General features: G+C 37.5%; 24 protein-coding genes. 21 read left to right on the top strand and 3 right to left on the bottom strand.

Going from position 1 to position 20,956, the window contains the following annotated elements; genetic code table 11:
• The first annotated feature begins 633 nt into the window (after nt 1–633).
• On the top strand, nt 634–2,127 hold the full coding sequence (locus ASJ81_RS13610) for a lipopolysaccharide biosynthesis protein (RefSeq protein WP_095644872.1): 1,494 nt from the start codon (nt 634–636) through the stop codon (nt 2,125–2,127).
• A gap of 203 nt (nt 2,128–2,330) precedes the next feature.
• On the opposite strand, the gene ASJ81_RS13615 is transcribed toward ASJ81_RS13610, so the two are convergent.
• Entirely contained in the window at nt 2,331–3,296 is a 966-nt protein-coding gene (locus tag ASJ81_RS13615; protein WP_095644873.1) for a glycosyltransferase family 2 protein, read from the bottom strand.
• Between the two features lie 855 nt (nt 3,297–4,151).
• Between ASJ81_RS13615 and ASJ81_RS13620 the strand changes: the two genes are divergently transcribed.
• Complete coding sequence (locus ASJ81_RS13620; RefSeq protein WP_095644874.1) at nt 4,152–5,048, top strand: DUF1616 domain-containing protein; 897 nt, start codon at nt 4,152–4,154, stop codon at nt 5,046–5,048.
• A gap of 315 nt (nt 5,049–5,363) precedes the next feature.
• Here the strand turns inward: ASJ81_RS13620 and ASJ81_RS13625 are convergent, their stop codons facing one another.
• On the bottom strand, nt 5,364–6,260 hold the full coding sequence (locus ASJ81_RS13625; RefSeq protein WP_095644903.1) for an SDR family NAD(P)-dependent oxidoreductase: 897 nt from the start codon (nt 6,258–6,260) through the stop codon (nt 5,364–5,366).
• Nucleotides 6,261–6,734: 474 nt separating this feature from the next.
• On the opposite strand from ASJ81_RS13625, the gene ASJ81_RS13630 reads away from it, so the two are divergent.
• From ASJ81_RS13630 to dapB, 7 genes are all read left to right on the top strand, one after another.
• Nucleotides 6,735–7,616 (top strand): DUF1616 domain-containing protein, encoded by an 882-nt coding sequence (locus ASJ81_RS13630; protein WP_095644875.1) that lies wholly within the window; start codon nt 6,735–6,737, stop codon nt 7,614–7,616.
• 3 nt (nt 7,617–7,619) lie between these two features.
• Complete coding sequence (locus ASJ81_RS13635; protein ID WP_095644876.1) at nt 7,620–8,495, top strand: CPBP family intramembrane glutamic endopeptidase; 876 nt, start codon at nt 7,620–7,622, stop codon at nt 8,493–8,495.
• Between the two features lie 470 nt (nt 8,496–8,965).
• Nucleotides 8,966–9,733: a heparan-alpha-glucosaminide N-acetyltransferase gene (locus ASJ81_RS13640; RefSeq protein WP_095644877.1), complete on the top strand. Its 768-nt coding sequence runs from the start codon at nt 8,966–8,968 to the stop codon at nt 9,731–9,733.
• A 312-nt stretch (nt 9,734–10,045) separates the two neighbouring features.
• Nucleotides 10,046–10,360, top strand: coding sequence for a hypothetical protein (locus ASJ81_RS13645; RefSeq protein WP_095644904.1), 315 nt, complete (start codon nt 10,046–10,048; stop codon nt 10,358–10,360).
• A gap of 464 nt (nt 10,361–10,824) precedes the next feature.
• Entirely contained in the window at nt 10,825–11,019 is a 195-nt protein-coding gene (locus ASJ81_RS13650) for a 30S ribosomal protein S17e (protein ID WP_095644878.1), read from the top strand.
• 39 nt (nt 11,020–11,058) lie between these two features.
• Nucleotides 11,059–11,934 (top strand): 4-hydroxy-tetrahydrodipicolinate synthase, encoded by an 876-nt coding sequence (gene dapA, locus ASJ81_RS13655; RefSeq protein WP_095644879.1) that lies wholly within the window; start codon nt 11,059–11,061, stop codon nt 11,932–11,934.
• Nucleotides 11,931–12,722, top strand: coding sequence for a 4-hydroxy-tetrahydrodipicolinate reductase (dapB, locus tag ASJ81_RS13660; RefSeq protein WP_095644880.1), 792 nt, complete (start codon nt 11,931–11,933; stop codon nt 12,720–12,722). The genes dapA and dapB overlap by 4 nt, the downstream gene beginning before the upstream one ends.
• A 450-nt stretch (nt 12,723–13,172) precedes the next feature.
• On the opposite strand, the gene ASJ81_RS13665 is transcribed toward dapB, so the two are convergent.
• Nucleotides 13,173–13,583 carry a hypothetical protein gene (locus ASJ81_RS13665; protein WP_095644881.1) on the bottom strand — a complete coding sequence of 137 codons (411 nt, stop codon included), beginning with the start codon at nt 13,581–13,583 and terminating at the stop codon, nt 13,173–13,175.
• Between the two features lie 251 nt (nt 13,584–13,834).
• On the opposite strand from ASJ81_RS13665, the gene ASJ81_RS13670 reads away from it, so the two are divergent.
• The 12 genes from ASJ81_RS13670 (at nt 13,835) to ASJ81_RS13725 (ending at nt 20,955) form a co-directional block, all read left to right on the top strand.
• A complete protein-coding gene (locus ASJ81_RS13670; RefSeq protein ID WP_095644882.1) occupies nt 13,835–14,284 on the top strand; it encodes a hypothetical protein in 450 nt (149 codons plus the stop codon).
• Between the two features lie 39 nt (nt 14,285–14,323).
• Nucleotides 14,324–14,644 (top strand): DUF1673 family protein, encoded by a 321-nt coding sequence (locus ASJ81_RS13675; RefSeq protein ID WP_095644883.1) that lies wholly within the window; start codon nt 14,324–14,326, stop codon nt 14,642–14,644.
• A 95-nt stretch (nt 14,645–14,739) separates the two neighbouring features.
• Nucleotides 14,740–15,039, top strand: coding sequence for a DUF1673 family protein (locus ASJ81_RS13680; protein WP_095644884.1), 300 nt, complete (start codon nt 14,740–14,742; stop codon nt 15,037–15,039).
• Between the two features lie 162 nt (nt 15,040–15,201).
• Nucleotides 15,202–15,909, top strand: coding sequence for a DUF1673 domain-containing protein (locus ASJ81_RS13685; protein ID WP_095644885.1), 708 nt, complete (start codon nt 15,202–15,204; stop codon nt 15,907–15,909).
• A gap of 14 nt (nt 15,910–15,923) precedes the next feature.
• Nucleotides 15,924–16,541: a DUF1673 domain-containing protein gene (locus tag ASJ81_RS13690; RefSeq protein ID WP_095644886.1), complete on the top strand. Its 618-nt coding sequence runs from the start codon at nt 15,924–15,926 to the stop codon at nt 16,539–16,541.
• Nucleotides 16,538–17,155, top strand: coding sequence for a DUF1673 family protein (locus tag ASJ81_RS13695; RefSeq protein WP_095644887.1), 618 nt, complete (start codon nt 16,538–16,540; stop codon nt 17,153–17,155). Before ASJ81_RS13690 ends, ASJ81_RS13695 begins: the two co-directional genes overlap by 4 nt.
• Nucleotides 17,152–17,751 carry a DUF1673 family protein gene (locus tag ASJ81_RS13700; protein WP_095644888.1) on the top strand — a complete coding sequence of 200 codons (600 nt, stop codon included), beginning with the start codon at nt 17,152–17,154 and terminating at the stop codon, nt 17,749–17,751. The genes ASJ81_RS13695 and ASJ81_RS13700 overlap by 4 nt, the downstream gene beginning before the upstream one ends.
• Complete coding sequence (locus ASJ81_RS13705) at nt 17,748–18,350, top strand: DUF1673 domain-containing protein (protein WP_095644889.1); 603 nt, start codon at nt 17,748–17,750, stop codon at nt 18,348–18,350. The genes ASJ81_RS13700 and ASJ81_RS13705 overlap by 4 nt, the downstream gene beginning before the upstream one ends.
• On the top strand, nt 18,351–18,995 hold the full coding sequence (locus ASJ81_RS13710; RefSeq protein WP_095644890.1) for a DUF1673 domain-containing protein: 645 nt from the start codon (nt 18,351–18,353) through the stop codon (nt 18,993–18,995).
• Entirely contained in the window at nt 18,992–19,600 is a 609-nt protein-coding gene (locus ASJ81_RS13715; protein ID WP_095644891.1) for a DUF1673 domain-containing protein, read from the top strand. The genes ASJ81_RS13710 and ASJ81_RS13715 overlap by 4 nt, the downstream gene beginning before the upstream one ends.
• The gene (locus tag ASJ81_RS13720; RefSeq protein ID WP_095644892.1) at nt 19,601–20,230 is read left to right on the top strand and encodes a DUF1673 domain-containing protein; all 630 of its coding nucleotides are present in this window, start codon (nt 19,601–19,603) and stop codon (nt 20,228–20,230) included.
• Complete coding sequence (locus tag ASJ81_RS13725) at nt 20,227–20,955, top strand: hypothetical protein (RefSeq protein ID WP_095644893.1); 729 nt, start codon at nt 20,227–20,229, stop codon at nt 20,953–20,955. The genes ASJ81_RS13720 and ASJ81_RS13725 overlap by 4 nt, the downstream gene beginning before the upstream one ends.
• Nucleotide 20,956 lies beyond the last annotated feature (1 nt).

A 20,956-nucleotide genomic window follows, 5' to 3' on the forward strand; every position in this document is an offset into this window, starting at 1 on the left:
AAATTAACACTTATCAAATTAACACTTATCAAATTAACACTTATCAAATTAACACTTATCAAATTAACACTTATCAAATTAACACCGAAAAATAAGTTCGATTAATAACTTTTTTCAGTTATTGAGGTACCTTAAGGGGATAATTGATTATTATCAATTTTGGAACTGAAATTCTTAAAAAAACCAGATTGAAGTTGCGTTAAAAAATTTCATCATAAACGGAATCTCACCAGAACTCATAAAAGAAAACATGTAAAGTAATTTTAAGGGAACTGAAGAGAAAAATAGATTCATGAGAAATCATATAGTTCTAGTGCTTCGATTCCAAAATCAATTCTTTATTTCCCTAGAAAGATCAGTGATCTTCGGATCTATTCAAAAGTTAAGTTTTATGAACCTACTTCGGAATCGCAGTACTAGTTGTTAATGTTTATATAGATTAAGAAAGCCGACAGACTTATTTCATGGTGTTTATTTATAGAGGGACTTAGAGGGGAAAAAGTCCTAATATTCAACATCATCTTGAGTATATAATACCCTATAATTTCATTTTCAAAAGTGTAAAAAACATCTTGAAAATGAAGGACTAAACGGAGTTCAGCACTAAAAGAAATTTATTTTCAGGTACCGGAAATGGATGAAATAACAGCAGATGCAGTAGAGAAACGGTCTGATAACAGCAAAAAGGAAAGCTTTGTTTTTGATGTGCTAACACTTGCAGGCGGGACAACTTTTGCTCAAATCCTTACAATTCTAGCTGCTCCTGTACTGACTCGTCTCTATGGGCCTGATGATTTTGGAGTTTGGGCTATATACCTTTCTATTACCAGCATTATCAGTGTCATTGCCTGCATGAGATACGAATATTCCATAATGCTACCTGAGTCGAGTGAAGAAGCTGTAAACCTGTTAGGGCTGAGCTTTCTAGCAGTACTGCTCGTAACAGGCTTAACCTTTCCAGTCATATGGTGTTTTAAAGAGCCGATAGTTAATATTCTGAACTCTCAGCAGATAGGAAATTATCTCTGGCTTGTACCTCCTTTTATTTTTGTAAACGGATTATTTCTTGCACTGAATAGCTGGAATTCAAGAACAAAACTTTTTAAAAGACTTTCCCTTTCAAGAGTCTTCAGTTCGGTTTCTAGTACTGTAACACAGGTAGGAATAGGGTTTACAGAAAAAACCGGAGCAAGCGGATTAATAGTTGGCAGTCTTGCTGGTCAGTCTATTGCAACATTTGCGCTTGGAGGACAGATCTGGAGAGATGATAGGAAATTGATTGTGAAAAATCTGAGCTGGGAAAAAATCTATGAGGGATTTAAGAAGTACCGTAAATTTTCGCTTGTAGATACTTGGGGTGCCCTCATGAATTCAATCTCCTGGCAGCTTCCTGCTTTCCTTCTTTCGGCTTTCTTCACTCCTGCGGTGGTAGGTTTTTATTCTCTCGGCTTTCGCCTTCTGCAGATGCCGATGAGTTTAATAGGAGGTTCGATTTCACAGGTTTTCTTCCAGAGAGCCTCAAGAGCCTTTGCCGAGGGCACTCTTGCTTCCCTTGTTGAGAATGTGTTCAGAATGCTTGTGGTTATAGGTATGTTCCCTATACTTATCCTGACAATTGTCGGCAGCGACGTTTTTACGGTTATTTTCGGAAAAGCCTGGGCAGAAGCAGGCATCTACGCTCAGATTCTTAGTCTCTGGGCTTTTGTATGGTTTATCTCCTCTCCGTTAACTGCTATATATGTAGTAGTCAAAAAATATCACTTCGGTTTCCATTATAATTTTTTCAATCTGATAACGCGCCTCCTTTCCCTTACAATCGGCGGCTTGCTCGGAAATGCACGTACGGCACTTATTCTTTTTTCACTATCAGGTATTGCGGTATATGGTTACCTTTGCCTGAAAATGATGTCCTATGCCGGAGTAAAGACCTCTAAAGTCATGAAAATAGTAATTTCAAATTTTATTCTCTTCGTTCCTGCAGGAACCGTTATTATTACCCTTAAAATCTTAGAAATAGACAAGATATTACTTGTTATCTTTTCCGGCATGATTGTCTGTCTTTACTATGTATATATATTGAAAAAGGATGCACAAATGAAAAAGATAATTAGAGAGTTCAGAAATTGAAGAATTCATTTAAACAATAAAACCTGAAAACTTAAAATCAGGCTTCAACTCAGGAAGCTCCGAGAAAGTCTGTTCAAGTGGACTAAAAGAGAACAATTCTTTTTGTTCGCACACCATTAAAAGCGATCTCCTTCTCCCATTTTTTAATAATAACAAGTTTATACTTGACGATTTTCCAGGGTATGATCTTGAGTAATTATATATTACGTAGCCTCAGTTTGAGCCACCTCAGCCATGGAATGCATTACAATTCCTGTTACTGTCATATATACACCGGCAACAGATAGAAAAACCATTATAAGTATATACCATAAATGAAGACTTTCGATTCCAAAGACTAGATCTTCAAGAAACTTCAAACCCATATAAAAACCGCATGTAGCAAGGGCAAAACCTGGCACTGCATAGAAGTATAGTGGCTTATTGGCCTCTATATCCCTTACTACACCTCTCAGTATTCCAAGAACATACTTGCCTGGAGCTTGCACCCGATCTTCAAATTTATAATGGGTACCTATTTCAACTTCTTTTATGCGAAGACCAGATTTGCATGCATTTACAAGCATCTCATCTTCTTTTGCCAGATCATTGACATCAAAGTGTATCATATCTTTTGTAGAGGCTGCAAAGGCACGAAAAGGAGTTTGATAATCTCTAATTTTGCCAGATTTTTTATTGGAGAATCTGCCCAAAATCGTTTGCCCAACACGACGGTAAACAGGAATGTTCCTATCCACACTATTTAAATATCGAGTTCCATTGACCACATCTGCAGTTCCTGTTACTATCGGGTCAATGAGCCTGGGGATGTCGTCAGGGTTATGGCGACCTCTTGAATCCATTGTCACAATTATATCAGCGCCGAGATTGACTGCAGATTTAAAACCTGTTTCGAGAGACGCACTTTTTCCTTTATTAGTCTTGTTTGTAATCACTTCAGCCCCAGCTTTTTTTGCTATCTCGGCTGTTTGATCTGAACTGGCATCATCAACCATAATCACCCTATCAGCATAGAGCCTGGTGAGAAGTATAATGCTTCCTATAGACGTTTCTTCATTGTAGGCAGAAAGGACAACTATGACATTTTTAGAGGCTCTGCTGATAGTACATTTATTTTTTTTATTTATTATTGACCCTGTGCCAATTTCCATAAGTAGCTGATCATTCATTCTTGATAACCCCCATTGTATAGCTATACAAATATTTAGATTAAGTTTAGTTATAAAAAGTTCTAAAAATCATTAAATAAGGAAGAGATTGAACCTTTTAAATATTACCGCAATATTAGTTTTTTAAAGTAAAATTTGGAAGATACATATATAAATTTATTGACAGTCGTACTTTAAAAAAAATAAAATACAGTGCGTATTAGTATGCTGCGACACTATACTAATATAAATATAAAATTGGTCAATTGAAATAACGACTATTGAAGATATGCATTAACTGATAGAGTATAAAAATATAGATAAATAAATAAAAAGTAAGCCAGAGAATCAATAGTAAGGAAGCTCAACGTATAGGATTTCAGTCCCGCAAACTTATGGAACTTTTTGGTAATCCATTAAGAAATACCTACAGTTTCAAAATTATATTATTCATTCTGGCGACTTGCCGCAATTTTTAATATAGAGAGTAGAGAAGTACAGAAAGTTGTAAGAGATAAAACAAACTGTAAAGTTTGTCTTACCAAAGAAGAGAATATTAAAAAGTGAAATATGCCTATTAGTATTTTAGGGAAGTAATTGAGCTGCTCTTATTAAAGAAGTATCAGCTAGAGAGGTTGAGAAAAAGATTCAGGAAAAAGAATAAAAAGGAAGCTGTAAATAAAGAGGAAAGTACTTTTTAGGACAATGGCAGACAATTGAGATGGATTGGAAAAGATGGGCACAGAAGTTGGAGACAAAATATGAGTATTCACATCTTGGAAAAATACATCGAAAGAATAAAAAAGATTAGAAAAACATTTACTCACCTAAATGAAACTAAAAAGAGTATAATTTTTTAAAAGCTGGATGACCCGCATGACTGTAAAAAGAATTCCTTCAGATCTATTTATTATTATGGGGCTCGTGCTCCTAACAGATATCTTTGTGCTCACTCCTGGAATAAATGAAACAATGTTCCGGAATATACTTGGACTGCCACTTGTGTTATTTCTGCCAGGGTATGCTCTGATTGCAGCTCTTTTTCCTGCAAAATCTGATCTTGACGGGATTGAGCGGGTCGCTCTTTCTTTCGGACTAAGTATTGCAGTTGTGCCATTAATAGGCCTTGGTCTCAATTATACCCCATGGGGGATCAGACTTCTGCCAATTCTCACAAGCTTGTCAGTATTCACCTTTATTATGTGTGGCCTTGCATATCTTAGACGGGCAAGTCTCCCAGAAAGTGATACTTTTGGAGTTTCTTTTAAAGCAGTAGCACTTTCACTCAAAGCCGAGGTCATGGAAACATCAGAATCAAGACTGGATAGAGCTCTCACGGTTTTCCTGATAATTTCCATTCTCCTATCCATTGCTACCCTAGCTTATGTGGTTGTGAGCCCAAAAGAAGGAGAACATTTTACAGAGTTCTATCTTCTTGGACCCGAAGGAAAAGCAGATAATTATACTACAAACTACACGATCGGGCAAAGTGGAACAGTAATAGTTGGAGTTGTAAATCATGAGTACAGGCCTGTAAATTACACAATGGAAGTAAAGCTTGAGAATAAATCACTGTTCCTTCCGGAAAATGTGAAGCATATCAATCTTGCCTATAATGAGACCTGGGAAGAGCCAGTTACTATTATGCCTCCTCTTGAGGGAAAGAATATGAAACTCCAGTTCCTGCTCTTTAATGACACTGAGAAAAGTGTACCTTATAGAGACCTTCATCTATGGGTAAATGTGACTGCACCAAAACAACTGAAAACTTAAACTTCAGGCGAGAAAAGCATAGTTAGGAAGAGCTCTTAAATTTCCAGGCTACTAGCTTCTAGTACAGTCTTTAAGCTGCCCCTGCAGTTAAGAGCTCTACAGCTAAAGAGTTTGAGACTATATAACTCAGTCATTCAGACTCGACTTTTTCAAAAAGGTTAGCTCTAATTGTATAGAAATCTTATATAGTAAGCTGGAAACCAGCAGGGTATGTGTCCTTAGGGCAAGAAACTGCCTTAAACCAACGGGAAAGCTGCTGTTTAATTGACAGCAGCTTTCTTTTTGATATTAAGAAGTAAGCGTTCTTACAATCTATTAAATCAGACTTTTTAACCCTTCCTGCAGTTCGATATCTCCTTTCCACCAGCCTGAGATTTTTGAGACATCAGCTTTTGAGTCATGAACATCACCTGCTCTTGAAGCGGCATGTACAATTCTGCTAGAAGAGCCAGTTAACTTAATAATATTTTCGGCAAGTTCCATAACTGTCACGCTTTTTCCCATAGCTACGTTAAAGACCTGACCATCCCCATGCTCAAGAGCCGCGACGTTTGCCCTGACTACATCTGTAACATGAACAAAATCTCGGCTCTGCAGTCCGTCTCCGTAAATAACAAGATCCTTTCCAAGTTTCGCCCTCTCGAGGAAAATTGGAATAACGGCTGCATATGGAGATTTTGGATCCTGACGAGGGCCATAGACATTGAAATAACGCAGGCAAGTTGTACGAAGCCCATGGTCCTCATAAAACATCTTTGCCAGGTATTCTCCATCAAGTTTAGAGATAGCATAAGGAGAAGCCGGCTCAGGGTACATATTTTCTTGCTTTGGAAGGATAGGGTTATTTCCGTAAATTGCAGCTGAAGATGCTGTCACAAATTTATCGACTTCGGCTTTAACGCAGGCCTGTAGTACGTTAAGTGTTCCAAGCGTGTTAATCTGGAAAGCTTCAGAAGGTTTTTCACAGCTTAAAGGAACAGATACAAGGGCAGCTTCGTTAAAGACATAATCCATGCCTGAAACAGCCTTTTCGACTGATTGAAAATCACAGATATCTCCTTTAATGAACTCGATATTTTTATACTGTGGAATATTTCTGAGGAAACCTGTGGAAAGAGTGTCCAAAATCCTGACAGTGTGTCCTGCTTCTGCAAAATATTCAGCTATGTGGGAGCCTATGAAACCTGCTCCTCCAGTAACCAACACTTTCATGCTTGCAGAAAGGGAAAAGTACAAAATAAAATTTTCTATGCACGCCCAGATGTTTATAAGATGAACTCGAAACGTTCCTGAAGTGTGCAAAATATAACGCAGGCTGGAAAAGATCTCTTTCAGAAGAGGAAAAACGTCCTTCAAAAGAGGGAAAATTTTTCATACAAAGAAATCTTACCAATAAAATAAGTCTAAAAATTTGAAAACTGAAATAATTTTCAGAAAGTTGTACCTAAGAAAAAAAGTAAAATTATCCTCAGAACTAGACTTCAGAAATAGAGAACAGTCCAGCAAAAAATAAATTCAAAAGAAAAGACATGTTCTCCCTTGTTTTCCTGCAAGAACAATCCGAAAGGACAAATCTGAAAGAACGAATTATACTTTGAAACAAAATATAGTAATTGGGGCGTGAAAGGATTGCATAGATATAAATTCAAAGAGGATACAATATGAAATAATTTTTCCAGTGATAAAATGGCCGGAAATAGACAACTTTCCATGGACCTGTTGCTTGTTGCAGGTTTTGTGCTTATTACTAACATCTTTATACTCGTACCTGTGCTTAGCGACAGCTTCCTGCGCACGTACCTGGGGGTTATTCTGGTGCTTTTCTTACCAGGCTATGCCCTTACTGGAGCTCTCTTCCCGGCAAAAAAAGATATTGATGGAATTGAGAGAGCTGCGATTTCTTTCGGACTTAGTATTTCAGTTGCCCCAGTACTGGGACTTAGCCTGAATTATTCCAGCTGGGGGGTCAGGGAAATTCCTCTGTTGACAGAATTTTCAATTTTTACTCTTCTGATGTGTGCAATTGCTTATTACAGAAGGAGACTGTTGTCTGAAACCGAAGTCTTTGGAGTTTCATTTAAAAAATGTTACCTTAGCATGAAGGCTAAAGTTCTTGAAAAATCCGAATCGAAAACTGATAAGGTTATTGCATTTATCTTTGTCCTTTCTATGCTAGCCTCTATAGGGAGCCTCGCCTACATTATAGGAAACCCTAAAGAAGGAGAGCACTTTACCGAATTTTATATTCTTGGAAACAACAGTACGATAGGAGACTATCCTACGGAATTTGTACAGGGAGAAAAAGGAACAGTCACTGTAGGGATCATAAACCACGAGTACAGACCAATGGATTATACAATAGACGTAAGGCTTGAAAACAGGTCTCTTCCGGAAAGTCAGAAACAGATAAGCCTTGGAAATAATATGTCCTGGGAAGAACCAGTTACTTTTACGCCACCTCTTAAAGGAAAAAACATGAAACTAGAGTTTTTGCTCTTTAATGAAACCGAGAAAACCATACCTTACAGGAACCTGAATCTCTGGATTAACGTTACTGAGGAGGCCTGAAGAATGGCACCTTCGGACTTTACTTCTTCAGAGCTGGAAACGGGAAAGGTCTCTTTGCCGGAGCTCGGAAAAATGCTTAAAGTGCAAACTGAAGAAAAAACCGGATTCCTGAAAAAGATGATTTATGTAGGAACCCCTGTAGCTACAATTACTCTTATCGAACTGTTGATTTTTGGAGGAAGGCTAAAAGAAGCTTCAATAGCTTATACCTTGCTTTTGCTCTCGCTTTCGTATTCAATAGCAGTTATGAAAAAGCCTGAGATAAGGAAAATCTACCAGGCCCTCTTACTTCTGACAATATTTAGATTGGTAAATTTCTCAATGCCTATTTTTTTTGAGAAGAGTCTTTACTCTTTCATATTTGTCTACGTACCTATGGCAATTCCGATAACTCTTGCTACTGTTCATCAGAAGGTGAGGTATGAGAGAAAAAGAGACACTCTGAAGAGGATGTGGATCTACCTTCCTCTATCTGTTCTTGCCGGCCTGGTTTTTGGACAAGTAGAATATATACTGATAGGAGCCAGAGAACTGATATCAGATCTCTCTTCGACAAATCTGCTAATACTCATAATAGTAATGGTTTTTATTGTAGGGCTTATAGAAGAACTCATCTTCAGGTCAATTCTCCAGACAAGCCTGGAAAAATTCCTGGGATCAGCCTGGGGAATTTTCCTTTCAAGCCTCCTTTTCGGAATAATGCATTCTACTTACGGTACACCCTACGAAATAGTATATACATTCTTTTTAGGAGGCTTTTTAGGATACTTATTTTATAGAACTCGAAGTATTCCCCTTGTGATAATGATTCACGGCTCAATAAATGTGTTCTTGTTTGGGATAATCCCACATACAGGACCCATATTTGGATTGATATGAAACACTGTAAATGTTGACTTGATGAAACTTATGAAAATTAGCGTATATGATGATCTTAATATAAGTGATCTAAAAGAAATTACCTAATAGAAATGAGTAGACTTAAGTCCTGATCACTTAAGCATCATTTTGCTTACAGCAATTATCTTTTTCCTATTGAGCTCATCCCAAAACCAATTTCATTCCCAAATCTATTATACTATTTTCACGTTAGAAATTGGAGCGATTATTCAAAATTCAAGGTTTTGGGATAGGCTCATTAAAAGAGAAATCATCTGTAGAGCAAAATAGCGACCGGAGTTTTGGAAAGAAACGAACTTCCATTGTCATGGCATAAGAAGAGAATAAGAGACTAAAGAGTAAGCAACCTGCCAGTTTACCCTCGAAGAACAAGAAAATATAAATATATGTATTTAAAAGAAGATTGCCATTCTTATGAACGGAACATAATGTGCTCCGGAGAAAATTTTATGGCCAGATATGCAGACCGCCTCTGGGAAATTGATTGTCTGCGAGGATTTGCTGTCCTCTTGATGCTCCTTTATCATTTTCTTTATGACTTGGACTTTTTCAAGCTTGTAGATATTCAGCTCGGGTCCGGTCTTATCTTATATGCGGGCAGATTCTCAGCTTTACTTTTTATTCTGATCTCAGGAGCTGCCCTTTCTATAAGCCATTCAAGAGCCCTTAGCAAAGAGTCTGCTGGAAATGGAGCAGAAAATTTTTCTAAGTACTTGAAAAGAGGAATAAAGCTCTATTTAATGGGACTTTTGCTCACAGGTATAACCTGGATCTTTTTACCTGAAGAGTATATTGTTTTTGGGATCCTCCACTTTTTTGGGGTTTCAGCAGTACTCGTTTATCCTTTCCTGAGATATGGGAAAGAAAATCTTTTTTTTAGTATATTTTTCGGCCTTTTAGGGCTTTACTTAAGGAATATGACTTTTGGGTTTTCCAGCCTGCTCTGGCTGGGATTTACTCCCGGAAATTTTAGGACCCTTGATTACTTTCCTGTACTTCCATGGTTTGGGGTATTACTTGCAGGAGTTTTTCTGGGGAATTTCCTATATCCAGAAGGAAAAAGGCAGTTTGAAATGCCCTATACTGGAAAAAATCCGCTTATCAGACTGTCTTCCAGAGTGGGGCAACATTCCCTCTTCATATATTTCATTCATCAACCGCTCTTTCTAGGGTTCTTATTCCTTAGTGGGCTACTTAATCTGAATATGCCATTATAAAGTTCATTATAAACCCTTCTTAAAAAACTAGAAAAATATACTTTAGTATTTGTTACAACTTAAAATTACTACTATTTACAACTCAAAATTACCAGTAGATACTAAACCTGCTAGTTTTATATTATCTAACATACGTAATTTATGTATCTGTTTGCTTGCATTTATATACTGATTAGTCTTCACCTGCTCGTTGAAAAATAGTACGGATATAAAATATAATCAGGATATAAGGTCAAAAAGAAATCAGATTCATATTTTCAGTCCGACAGAGAAGCAGGAAGTGCAAATCAAAAACAGAAGATGGAGAAAAAAATGTATATTGAAATTGCGATGTTTGCCTATTTTGTAGTTCTGTTCCTGACCCTTCGAGATGTCCGGATCTTTAAAAGAACAGGTTATCGTTCTTACAGGACAGGAGCCATGAAAGGGCTTGCAGCTTCTTCCCTTGTTTTGATAGGGGCAATTGCTGTTGAGGCAAACCCGGAACTTGGGCTGCTTTTCGTATTAATAGGACTCTTTATTAACCGTAAAGGAGTAAGAGAGCGTGTTTTTACTAGTGCAGGAACTCTTGACCGTTTTCTTGGAAAAACAGACTATGTAAAGAGAAAATCTCAGCAAAACAGATAATGAAGAGGAAATAAGAGAGATAATAAATACGGATACTGAATATACCTAAATGCAAAATATACAAATCCACATAACAAAATTATCCCTCAGAATCTAACTGTAGCTGCTGCAACGATGATGCAAAAAATATATTAAAGGAAAATTTAGAGAAGAATTAAAGCATTGACTACATATTCTATTAATTGAGATAAGAAATTAAGCCTCATAGGTGTAGACTGGAGCGTCTACCCCAAAACTTATAAATCTCAAGTGACCTATTAGTCGACGAAATCATGATCAATCAAATTATTATATCCAGTTTTTGCTAAACCTATCAATTCGAGAGAAGAAAATAAACATCGAAGAACTATTTTCTATTTCGGGCTTCACGTTAACCAGAGTTCACAGGAAAACATGTGAGATAAACTGGAAGTAGAATTGAATAACTGGACTAAAAAACAGCAAAAACATTAAGAGGAGATACGATGGGAAATATAAGACAGACAAACATAAAAAGAATCGCATTTCGACTGATTGAGAACCACGCTGATGTCTTCACAAAAGACTTTGAAACTAATAAAACTCTTGTGACAAAGTATACAACTATTGAAAGCAAAGTTATAAGGAACAGAGTTGCAGGTTACGTCACAAGAAAAGTTGCACGTATGAAAGTATACTAAGCAGAAGACTTACTTCTGGACACGGTGGGGATATCTGAAATGTTTGAAGGAGCAATGCCTGCCCTGATAACTCCTTTTACAAAGGACGACAAAATTGACAGGGAAGGTTTACAAAGGAATATTGAATTTGTTGAAGAGGGAGGAGTTACAGGGATTGTGCCCTGTGGCACCACAGGAGAATCCGCAACTCTTTCCGCACTTGAGCACGAAGAAGTAATAGATATTGCAGTGGAGTGTTCAAAAGTTCCTGTAATTGCAGGAACAGGTTCAAATAATACAGGAGAAGCTCTCCAGTTTACAAAACACGCTGCAGATGCAGGTGTTGACGGTGTACTTCTGATTTCTCCCTATTATAACAAGCCAAATCCTGCAGGCCTGCTTGCGCATTTTAAGAAAATAGCAGAAGCCGTCGATGTTCCTATGGTTATGTACAATATCCCCTCCCGTACAGGACAGGACATGCCATTAGAAGTCATTGTCGAACTTGCAAAAGTCGAGAATATCGTAGGAATTAAAGAAGCCAGTGGGAATGTCGGTAAAGCTTCCCAGATTTTGGAAAATACTGTAGATGAAGACTTCGTGGTTATTTCAGGTGAGGATAATTTAACTCTTCCGATTCTCTCTGTAGGAGGACGAGGAGTCATTTCTGTTGCCGCAAATATAGTGCCTGACAGAATGTCCAGAATGGTAAACGCAGCTCTGACCGGAAACTACGAAACTGCAAGGAAGATTCATTTTGAAATTGCTCCTCTGATTCGCGCCCTTTTCCTAGAAACGAACCCAATCCCTGTTAAAAAAGCTGCGGAACTTGCAGGTCTGGCAAGCGGGCATCTGAGGCTTCCACTCGCGCCCCTTAGTGGGACAAATGCTCAGAAGATTGAAGATGAACTCAGGAAATTGGGGGTTATAGAATGATTAACGTAGCAGTACTCGGAGCCTGCGGCAGAATGGGCTCTTTAATTGTGGAGAATGTTACCAACTCTGCGGATATGCAACTTGTTGCTGCTTTTGACATCAGTAATTTCGGAAAGGACGCAGGGGAATTTGCCCGAGTAGGTAACCTTGGAGTTCAGATCTCGGATGTAAAAAATCTTGGGGCTGTTCTGAAAGAAAGCAAGGCTGATGTTTTTATCGACTTCACCATAGCTGGCGCAACCGTAGTTAATGCTCCAATAGCAGCCAGAGCCGGAGTAAATCTCATAATAGGGACTACAGGCCTAACTCCTGAGCAGCGAGCAGTAATTGATGAGGCTATTCAAGAAGGCAAGGTAAGTGCCGTAATCTCCCCCAACTATTCAATAGGTGTTAATGTCTTTTTCAAGATTATCAGGGAAGCTGCAAAATATCTTGCAGATTATGATATCGAGATTATTGAAGCTCACCACAACCAGAAAAAAGATGCACCGAGTGGAACCGCCCTTCGGGCAGCCGACGTTATCAGTGAGGCTCTTGGCGGAAAGGAATATGTCTATGGCAGAGAAGGTATCGCCCCACGCGGAAAAGAAATTGGAATTCACGGAGTCCGCGCTGGAGATATCACAGGAGACCATACTGTTCTTTTTGCAGGAAACTCTGAAAGAATTGAGATCAAGCACATGGCTCATTCACGCCAGATCTTTGCCAAAGGTGCAGTCCGTGCAGCTGAATGGGTCTGCAGGCAAAAACCAGGAATTTATTCCATGGATGATGTGCTTGGTTTATAAAAACATCTTAATCAGCAATTTAAAGTAAATTTTATATAACTAGTTTGGGTCCTGAGTTTCCTTATCAGGCCTACCCTCTTTTAACTTAGAACAGAGCTATTTACTCCCCTTTTTCTATTCTTTTTAACTTAAGTCAAGCAAGTTTACTTTTTAGAATATTAATATTAATCTGTCCACTAGAAAGTTATATATAGTACATCGTAGGAAATAGGATACTGCTTGCTTGCAAGTATAATAGCCCTGAAATCTCAAAAACGTCTTATCATCCCACAACAATAGGGATACTTGCTTGCAAGCATTATTCCATTAAAACTGTTCTAAGAAAAACTGCAAGCGTGGATAAAAAGATCGAAGTCGAAAGCAAATCCATGTGGATTCTGATAGATGTGAATCCTGACAGATGTGAATCCTGACAGATATGAGTCCTGATAGAACAATTGTCACACAAAATCATTTATGACTGAAGACAATCCCGGAACTTAAATCTTCAATCCTATCCGCTATAACGACATTTCCCTGTATCCCGAGCTTTTTTCCCTTATACCATTTTCCATGAATAAGGAGTCGGTCACCTGCTGAGATTAAGCAGAGGCCATGATAGAGTACGACTACGGTTTTTCCTTCATATTCGATGGAAAATACACTTTCATATTTGCTTCCGATGCCTCCAAAGACAATACCAATAGGTACACCGATAAAAAAAGATGGGCGTTCATAGGTTCTGGAATCAACCGCTGCTTTAGCTTCAACTCCGAATTCCTCATTCTCATTCTTCGTCTTTTCTTCTTCACTTTTGGTTTTTGAGTCTTCAGAAAGATATATTACCTCAGGATTTGTTTCAAATTCGTTCTTTTTTTGCATAAAAGAGCCTCGCTGGTTCTATAACTTTATATTATTTAATTTTGAATGTTATTTTGTAATCAAACTTGAGTAAAAATATTCATTTGCGAACAAGCTTTAATTATCTTCTATATATTTGTTATGACCAGATCATTAAACTGTATTTGATAAGATTTTTGAATTCTCTTCAGAAAGAACAATTTTTCAGGCAAATAGTTTCAAAAACTTTCAAAGCAGAAAGTTATATATAGTCAACGTTCAGATGTTTACATATGTTCCTACCGGCAGGTGAAAAACAGTTTGAATTCTGGGTTCTACGCCGAAACGGGCTCCCAAATATCAATATCGCAAAGCGTTTTGGGGTCTCCAGGCAGGCAGTCTCGCGAGCCCTTCTTAGTATGGATAAACGCATTGAAGAAACCCTGCTTGAAATGGCCAGAGCAAACAGGATCGAAGTCGAAAAACTGGACTCAAAGAAAGGGATACTCTTCGGAAGATCGGTTCCTTTCAAAGCCAATGCAATAATTTTTGTCTCGACAAAACACGGAATGCAGGTTTGGTACGAGCACGAAGGAGAATGCGGATCTTGCGAAAGATACAGGGAATGTATTGAGCTCCTCTGGGATTTTGCAGAAGAGATGCAGCTCAAACTCCAGAGTACGGAAGATCCCACAAAGATAGCTGATGAATTATTTGAGAAATTAAAAGAATCGATAGAATAGGCCTGATCAAAGGCAGGTAAAACTGAGGGAAAGATAACAATGAACGTATTCACAAAAAGCATAAAGAGATTAATCGGATGGTGCCCGAACGCAAAAGCACTTGAAACCGGATCTCAAACTGTTCCTGCAAATTTTGAGATATATGATAAATCTGGAGGAGAAAAGGCCGGAAACAATCCCAGCCGCACGAGAAGAATAGGATTGTCACTTACAAGTATAGGCGCTTTTGTTTTAGCATTAACACTTATTCTGGAAATACGAGTAGTTTCAACTAAAGATGAAATCCTGGTATCATCACTTATGACAGGATTAGGAACGCTTTTACTTCTAACTGGTGCTGCTCTCTATATTAAAGGATAATAACGATTCCATGTATCAGAATGAGGTTTCTTGATAGAAAAGGATGGCTGTCCACAATTCCAGTGGAAATAAGCTGAAAATGGGGAAAGATAACAATGAATGTATTCACAAAAAGTATAAGAAAAATTATGGGATGGTGCCCCAATGCAAAAGCACTTGAAACCAGATCTCAAACTGTTCCTGCAAATTTTGAGGCATATGATAAATCTGGAGGAGAAAAAGCCGGAAACAATCTTAGTCGTATGAAAAAAATAGGATTGTTACTTGTCAGTATAGGTGCTTTACTTACAGTATTGTCGAATAGATTTTTACCAAATGGAGAAGCAGGATGGATCATATTCTATATTGGAATCCTTCTATTTGCCATTGGCTTTATTCTTTATACAAAATATTAAACTGTATCACAAGTTGACTACTTAGTGTTTTGTCTCTAATAAATAATTTCGTTTTCGGAAAAAGCATATGAAATAATGAGGTAAAATAGTAGGAGTATTTTAGGCAGAGTATTTGTCCACAATTTCAGTGGGAATAAGCTAAGAATGGAGGAAAGATACCCTATGAATGTGTTAATTAAGAACATAAGGAAATTGATGGGATGGTGCCCGAACGTAAAAACGCTTGAAACTCAACGTTCCATTAATTCTGGATATTTTGAGACGAGTGATCCAGCTAGAGGAAAAGACGCTGGAGATCTTCCTGTTTTACCCACTGGTTGGTGGAACAAACGCCATAACAGGGTATTAATGATGTCCTCAGGACTGACTCTTATTTCTGTGCTGGGAATTGGATTTCTGGAAGTTCATCTAATAGATAAAATTTTCATTTTTGGGTTAATTATCGGAACCATTTTTAACCTATACATTTGCATCTGGAACTGGCATTACCTAGATAATATAAAAAATACAGGCAAGAAAATAAAGAGGAATATTAGATCTTCAAAATGGAGAATTATAAATCTAATACTTTCCCTGGTATTATTGTATCTCTTATTTTCACAGTTTAAATGGGGACTCATTTTGTTTTTTGTTTCTGCCTTTTGTTTGATAGCTTTGTTTTATTACTTTAATTTCGACTCAACTGGCCTGGTACTGCTTCTTGCCTTTGGTTCATCGCTTGGTTGGAGACATACTATAGGATTTCTATCTGGTTTTTGTCTGACGGCTTTTCTGTATTACCTTACAGACGTATACTGGGAAAAGAAGAATGGGAAAATGATACTTGTGTACGGACGTAAAATGCCAGAGATCTACATTGTAAATTCATAAACGGGGTAACAACTATGACTCTGGAACACATCAAGAAACTGATGGGATGGTGTCCGAATGTAAAAACTCTTGAAGCTGAATCCCGGATTAACTCTGATAATTTTGAATTACATGATCAATCTGGAGGAGAAAAGGCCAGAAATCCAGGGATTCCAAGTCGTTTTTCCAGGCTTTTTTCCAGATTTGATATCCGAATTCTCTTACCAACACTATTCCTAACTCTTATTTACATAAATTTGCTATTTCAAAAAGGTATAAATGCAGAAGCTTTCTTTTTAGGTTTTTCGCTTTCTCTGCTGATATATCTGCTAGGCTGGAAAAAGCAGATGTATTATTATGATTCCCTAGCAAAAAAGCCTGTTGTTGGCTCTTCCTCAACGAAAATGCTCTTATGGGTTTTTTTAGCCCTAATCTTGCTCTTAACTTTGCCTATGGTTTTCTTATCTCAGATACCCTCTTTTCTTAACGCTCGATCGCTGTATTCCTTAGTTGCTGGAGCCTGGATGTTTATGTGGGGAAGTTATCTTCAGCTAATTTACTGGGAAAGGAAAAACAATATGAAAATTTATGTGAAAAGTGAAAAGGGATTCCAAAAGATGTATGCTATTGGGGAAAAGGAGGGAGAATTATGAATTGGGAAGCAAAATATATTAGAAAACTAATGGGATGGTGCCCGAATGCAAAAACGATTGAAACCGGATCTAGAATTAGCCCTGTTAATTTTGAAGCATATGCTCGATCTCGAGGAGAAAAAGCCAGGAGCCCGATGGCTCTGAGCCGCTTTTCCAGGCTTGATGTCAGACTACTCCTACCAACCCTTTTCTTAACTCCTATTTACATAGTTATGCTATTCCTAAAGGGTGTAAATTCAGAATTCTTCTTTTTGGGCGTTTTGTTTTCTTTGCTGATAAATTTACTTTTTTGGAAAAATCAGATACGTGAGTATGAGGCTGCGGCAAAAAAACCCACTGTTCGTTATGTCTCTAAAATAGTACTCTTCTTTGTTTTCTTATCCCTAATTTTATTTTTGAGTTTACCACCTATGGTTTTCTTGTCTTATACGCCTTCTTCTATTAACTCTCATTCAATGTATTCTTTTATTGCAGCAACTTGGATTCTTACTATGTGGGGAACCTGTCTTCAGCTATTTTACTGGGAGAAGAAAAATCACATGAAAATTCATATCAAAAATGAAAATGGCTTCCAGAAGACATATGCTATTGGGGAAAAGGAGGGAAAGCTATGAATCGGGAATCCAAACTCATAAAAAAGTTGATGGGATGGTGCCCCAATGCCAGAGCATCTGAAGCCAGAAGGAATATTGACCTTGAAAATTTTGATTTTAATGTTCCGGATAGAGCAAGGGGAGATAACAGCCGTTTAAAGAACCATGGATGGCTCCAGAGAGAAAGTAATCAAATCCTTCTATTTGCTATTTTTTTAACATTTGTTCATTTCCTTATATACAATTACATAGGCCTTCTCCCATCCCTTTTCGCATCATTACCTCCCCTATTTTATTTTGTATTTCATTGGAATGAGCGGATTCAGCGATTCAACGACATTGTGAAAAAACCTATTGTTCGTTATGTCTCTAAAGTATCATATCTTTGGGTTTTGATAATCATACTTTTGATTTTTCTGCTTATGCTTCTCTCTTATATGATAAGACAATCTTGGCACTCAGCCTTATTCGGACTTTCAATTCTTTGTTTTTTCATGTGGGGTTTTTATTTCCAGCTAATTCACTGGGAGAAGAAAAACTACATGAGAATTTATATTAAAAGTGAAAATGGCCTCCAAAAGGCATATGCTATTGGGGAAAAGGAGGGAGAAATGTGAGCCTTAAAGTCAAAAACATAAAAAAGTTGATGGGCTGGTGTCCGAATGCAAGAACATCTGAAACCAGACGGCACATTAACTTTGAAAGTTTTGAATCTGGTATCCCGGATAAAGCAACGGGAGATAACGGGGATCAAAGAAATCCCGGATGGTTCCAAAAAGCAAGTACTCGAACTCTTCTCGTTGACATTTTTCTTACGTTTATGTATTTCTCGGTACTTATTCAACTGAGTGTAAACCTGATTTTTTTACTTGCAGGATTTTTTACTGCCTTGATTTCGTTTATATTTAGCTGGAATGCGAAAATGAGGCTATATGACTCCTTAGAAAAACAACGATTAATTGACAATTCAAACCTGAAAAGACTATGCATTATACTCGCTTATGTACTTTTTTCATTTGTAATAGTTTGTCTTTATATAAGTGGCCGTGGACTTGCCCTGCAAGTAACACTTTCATTCTTTGGAGGTTATCTTGTTTACTTCTGGCTTGGATATTTCCAAATATTATACTGGGAGCAGAAAAATCATAAAAGAATTTATTTCGACAAAAGCCACGGAACATGGAAGAAGTCGTACGTAATCCTGGAGAGAAAATAAATGTCCAATAAGACTTTTGTTTTTGATCAGATTAAAAAGCTTATGGGGTGGTGCCCGAATGCAAAAGCACATGAAGCCAGACAGCACGTTCATCTTGAAAATTTTGGTTCCGATATTCCAGACAGAGCAAGAGGAGAAAACGGAAATTTAAAGGACTCTGGATGGTTCAGGAAAGAAAGTAATCAAATTCTTCTATTTAGTATTTCTTTAACGTTTGTTTATCTCCTGATATATAATCAGATAGGATTAAACCTGATCGCTTTACTTGTCGGATTATTAACTTCCCTATTTCATTTTGCACTTTACTGGAATCAGCGGATTCAGCGATACGAAGCCATTGCAAAAAAACCTATTGTTCGTTATGTCTCTGAAATAAAATCTCTTAGGGGTTTGCTAACCATAATTAGTCTCGTTTTAAGAATAAGTGTGCTTCTTTTTCTTTCTTTTGTTCTCTTGCCCCGTATACTCGAGTTTGACTTCAAATCAGCGATATCTATTTTTATCTCAGGTCTTTGGTTCCTTATGTGGGGCTTCTATTTCCAGCTAATTTACTGGGAAAAGAAAAATCACATGAGAATTTACATTAAAAGTGGAAATGGCTTCCAAAAGTCATATGCTATTAGGGAAAAGGAGGGAGAAAAGTGAGCCTTAAAGTCGAAAACATAAAAAAAATGATGGGCTGGTGTCCTAATGCCAGAACATCTGAAACCAGACGGCACATTAACTTTGAAAGTTTCGAATCTGGTATCCTGGATAGAGAAAAGGGAGATGACGGGTATCAAAAAAATCTAGGATGGCTTCAAAAGTTGAGTAATTATACTCTCTTAATTAACACTTTGTTTACACTCGTGTATATTATAGCGATTAGTCATCTGGGCCTAAAAATAGCCTTTTTCCTCGCCGGATTTTTCATTTCTGTAGCGCTTATTGTCCTTGACTGGAAGAAGCAGATGAGAAGATACGATATCCTGGCACAGAAACTCATTTGCGAGAATCCCGGCATGAAAAAAGTATCTCAAATAATTAATCTAATTTTCTATGCAGTTCTTTTTTATTGGATTTTTTCAGGAAATGTGGCAAGGAATCACTCTATGCAAGTAATCATTTCACTTATGGGTGGTTTCCTGGTTGGAATGTGGCTTGGTTATTTCCAGCTAACATACTGGCAGAGAAAGAATCACAAGATAATTTATTTAGACAAAAGTTACGGAAAGTGGAAAAAATCATACATAATTCGGGAGAACAAATAAATGCCAGCTAAGGTTTTTATTTTTGATCTGATCAAAAAGTTTATGGGTTGGTGCCCGAATGCAAAAGCACTTGAAACCGGATCCAAAGTTAGCTTTGCTAATTTTGGAACAAACGGTCAATCGGAAGGAGAAAAGGCAAAAAATCCGACTGTTCCTAGCCAGCATTCCAGGCTTGATATCTATCTTCTCGTGCTACCGATTATCTTTACTCCTGTTTATATAAAACTATTTCAAAAAGGTATAAATAAAGAGGCTTTCCTTCTTGGCCTTTTACTTTCTTTACCGATCTATTTGCTCGGCTGGAAAAAGCAAATGCATCAATACAATGCCGTGAAAAGAAATCCTTTCGTTTCTCCTTCCTTTAGAAAGACACTTGCCTGTGTGGTCTTATTCCTATTTTTGGGTTTCACTTTGCTCATGGCTTTCTTGCCTTATATCTCGTCTCGTGCAGCTTATCTCTTTAACGATCAGGTATTGTATTCTTTCACTTCAGGAACACTGATTCTGATGTGGGGTTTCTATTTACAGCTAATTTACTGGGAGAAGAAAAATCATATAAAAATGTATGTGAAAAGAGAAAAGGGACAGCAAAAGCTGTATGTCCTTGGAGAAAAGGAGAGAGAGTTATGAGCTGGGAATCCAGATGCATAAAAAAGTTGATGGGATGGTGCCCGGTTTGCAAGAATATGGCACCGAAAATAGAATCCCCTTTTATCTCTGAAAACTGGATACCAGTTTCAGGAAAAACAGGAAATCTTCCCGAGTTACGAATTTCAAATGTAGTTTTTCCTGCAAACGTAGCTCTAATCATGACATTTCTTATGATAAGTTTCAACCTGCTTCTGTTCCTGAGGTATCTGTGGGGCATGCCTCTCTTTCTGGCAGTTCTTTTCCTACTCAGCTTTTCTTGTTATTTGTTAGCTTTCAAAACCTATAACTCAGTAATTCTGGTAGACAAATTGGGAGTACACCTGCAGGCCTTCAGATTCAAAAAGCTAATACCTTACAATAATATCGAAAGTATAACAGTTTCCAGAATTAATAAAAAATCAAAGAAAATATACTTTCTTCTGATTATTTTAGGGTTTGCCATTTGCGGATTCGTGGTCTACATGGCTGTAGTAAAAGGAGAATGGAACGGATTTCTGCTATGGATTTTCCTGCTTCCCTTTGTACTTATCACGGAATGGAAGCAAAAAACCCGATTTTGGAATGGAAATACACGGCTTCATATAAAAACCAGACACAAAAAATGGTATGAGTGGACCTGGGCCTCTTACAATTCCATGATCACGGACGAAGCCTCGGCTGCAGAGATGAACTCATATATTAAAAGGCATTGTGAGGGTTTATGAA

Origin of the sequence: Methanosarcina spelaei (assembly GCF_002287235.1) — an archaeon.
GTDB lineage: Archaea > Halobacteriota > Methanosarcinia > Methanosarcinales > Methanosarcinaceae > Methanosarcina > Methanosarcina spelaei.

What these genes read in the sequence shown, in the direction of transcription:
- ASJ81_RS13615 (WP_095644873.1), bottom strand. Translation starts at nt 3,296, where the DNA reads ATGAATGATCAGCTACTTATGGAAATTGGCACAGGGTCAATAATAAAT.
- ASJ81_RS13675 (WP_095644883.1), top strand. Translation starts at nt 14,324, where the DNA reads ATGAACGTATTCACAAAAAGCATAAAGAGATTAATCGGATGGTGCCCG.
- ASJ81_RS13720 (WP_095644892.1), top strand. Translation starts at nt 19,601, where the DNA reads ATGCCAGCTAAGGTTTTTATTTTTGATCTGATCAAAAAGTTTATGGGT.
- ASJ81_RS13685 (WP_095644885.1), top strand. Translation starts at nt 15,202, where the DNA reads ATGAATGTGTTAATTAAGAACATAAGGAAATTGATGGGATGGTGCCCG.
- ASJ81_RS13670 (WP_095644882.1), top strand. Translation starts at nt 13,835, where the DNA reads ATGTTCCTACCGGCAGGTGAAAAACAGTTTGAATTCTGGGTTCTACGC.
- dapB (WP_095644880.1), top strand. Translation starts at nt 11,931, where the DNA reads ATGATTAACGTAGCAGTACTCGGAGCCTGCGGCAGAATGGGCTCTTTA.
- ASJ81_RS13630 (WP_095644875.1), top strand. Translation starts at nt 6,735, where the DNA reads ATGGCCGGAAATAGACAACTTTCCATGGACCTGTTGCTTGTTGCAGGT.
- ASJ81_RS13665 (WP_095644881.1), bottom strand. Translation starts at nt 13,583, where the DNA reads ATGCAAAAAAAGAACGAATTTGAAACAAATCCTGAGGTAATATATCTT.
- ASJ81_RS13680 (WP_095644884.1), top strand. Translation starts at nt 14,740, where the DNA reads ATGAATGTATTCACAAAAAGTATAAGAAAAATTATGGGATGGTGCCCC.
- dapA (WP_095644879.1), top strand. Translation starts at nt 11,059, where the DNA reads ATGTTTGAAGGAGCAATGCCTGCCCTGATAACTCCTTTTACAAAGGAC.
- ASJ81_RS13610 (WP_095644872.1), top strand. Translation starts at nt 634, where the DNA reads ATGGATGAAATAACAGCAGATGCAGTAGAGAAACGGTCTGATAACAGC.
- ASJ81_RS13695 (WP_095644887.1), top strand. Translation starts at nt 16,538, where the DNA reads ATGAATTGGGAAGCAAAATATATTAGAAAACTAATGGGATGGTGCCCG.
- ASJ81_RS13650 (WP_095644878.1), top strand. Translation starts at nt 10,825, where the DNA reads ATGGGAAATATAAGACAGACAAACATAAAAAGAATCGCATTTCGACTG.
- ASJ81_RS13620 (WP_095644874.1), top strand. Translation starts at nt 4,152, where the DNA reads ATGACTGTAAAAAGAATTCCTTCAGATCTATTTATTATTATGGGGCTC.
- ASJ81_RS13645 (WP_095644904.1), top strand. Translation starts at nt 10,046, where the DNA reads ATGTATATTGAAATTGCGATGTTTGCCTATTTTGTAGTTCTGTTCCTG.
- ASJ81_RS13640 (WP_095644877.1), top strand. Translation starts at nt 8,966, where the DNA reads ATGGCCAGATATGCAGACCGCCTCTGGGAAATTGATTGTCTGCGAGGA.
- ASJ81_RS13710 (WP_095644890.1), top strand. Translation starts at nt 18,351, where the DNA reads ATGTCCAATAAGACTTTTGTTTTTGATCAGATTAAAAAGCTTATGGGG.
- ASJ81_RS13700 (WP_095644888.1), top strand. Translation starts at nt 17,152, where the DNA reads ATGAATCGGGAATCCAAACTCATAAAAAAGTTGATGGGATGGTGCCCC.
- ASJ81_RS13625 (WP_095644903.1), bottom strand. Translation starts at nt 6,260, where the DNA reads ATGAAAGTGTTGGTTACTGGAGGAGCAGGTTTCATAGGCTCCCACATA.
- ASJ81_RS13690 (WP_095644886.1), top strand. Translation starts at nt 15,924, where the DNA reads ATGACTCTGGAACACATCAAGAAACTGATGGGATGGTGTCCGAATGTA.
- ASJ81_RS13635 (WP_095644876.1), top strand. Translation starts at nt 7,620, where the DNA reads ATGGCACCTTCGGACTTTACTTCTTCAGAGCTGGAAACGGGAAAGGTC.
- ASJ81_RS13725 (WP_095644893.1), top strand. Translation starts at nt 20,227, where the DNA reads ATGAGCTGGGAATCCAGATGCATAAAAAAGTTGATGGGATGGTGCCCG.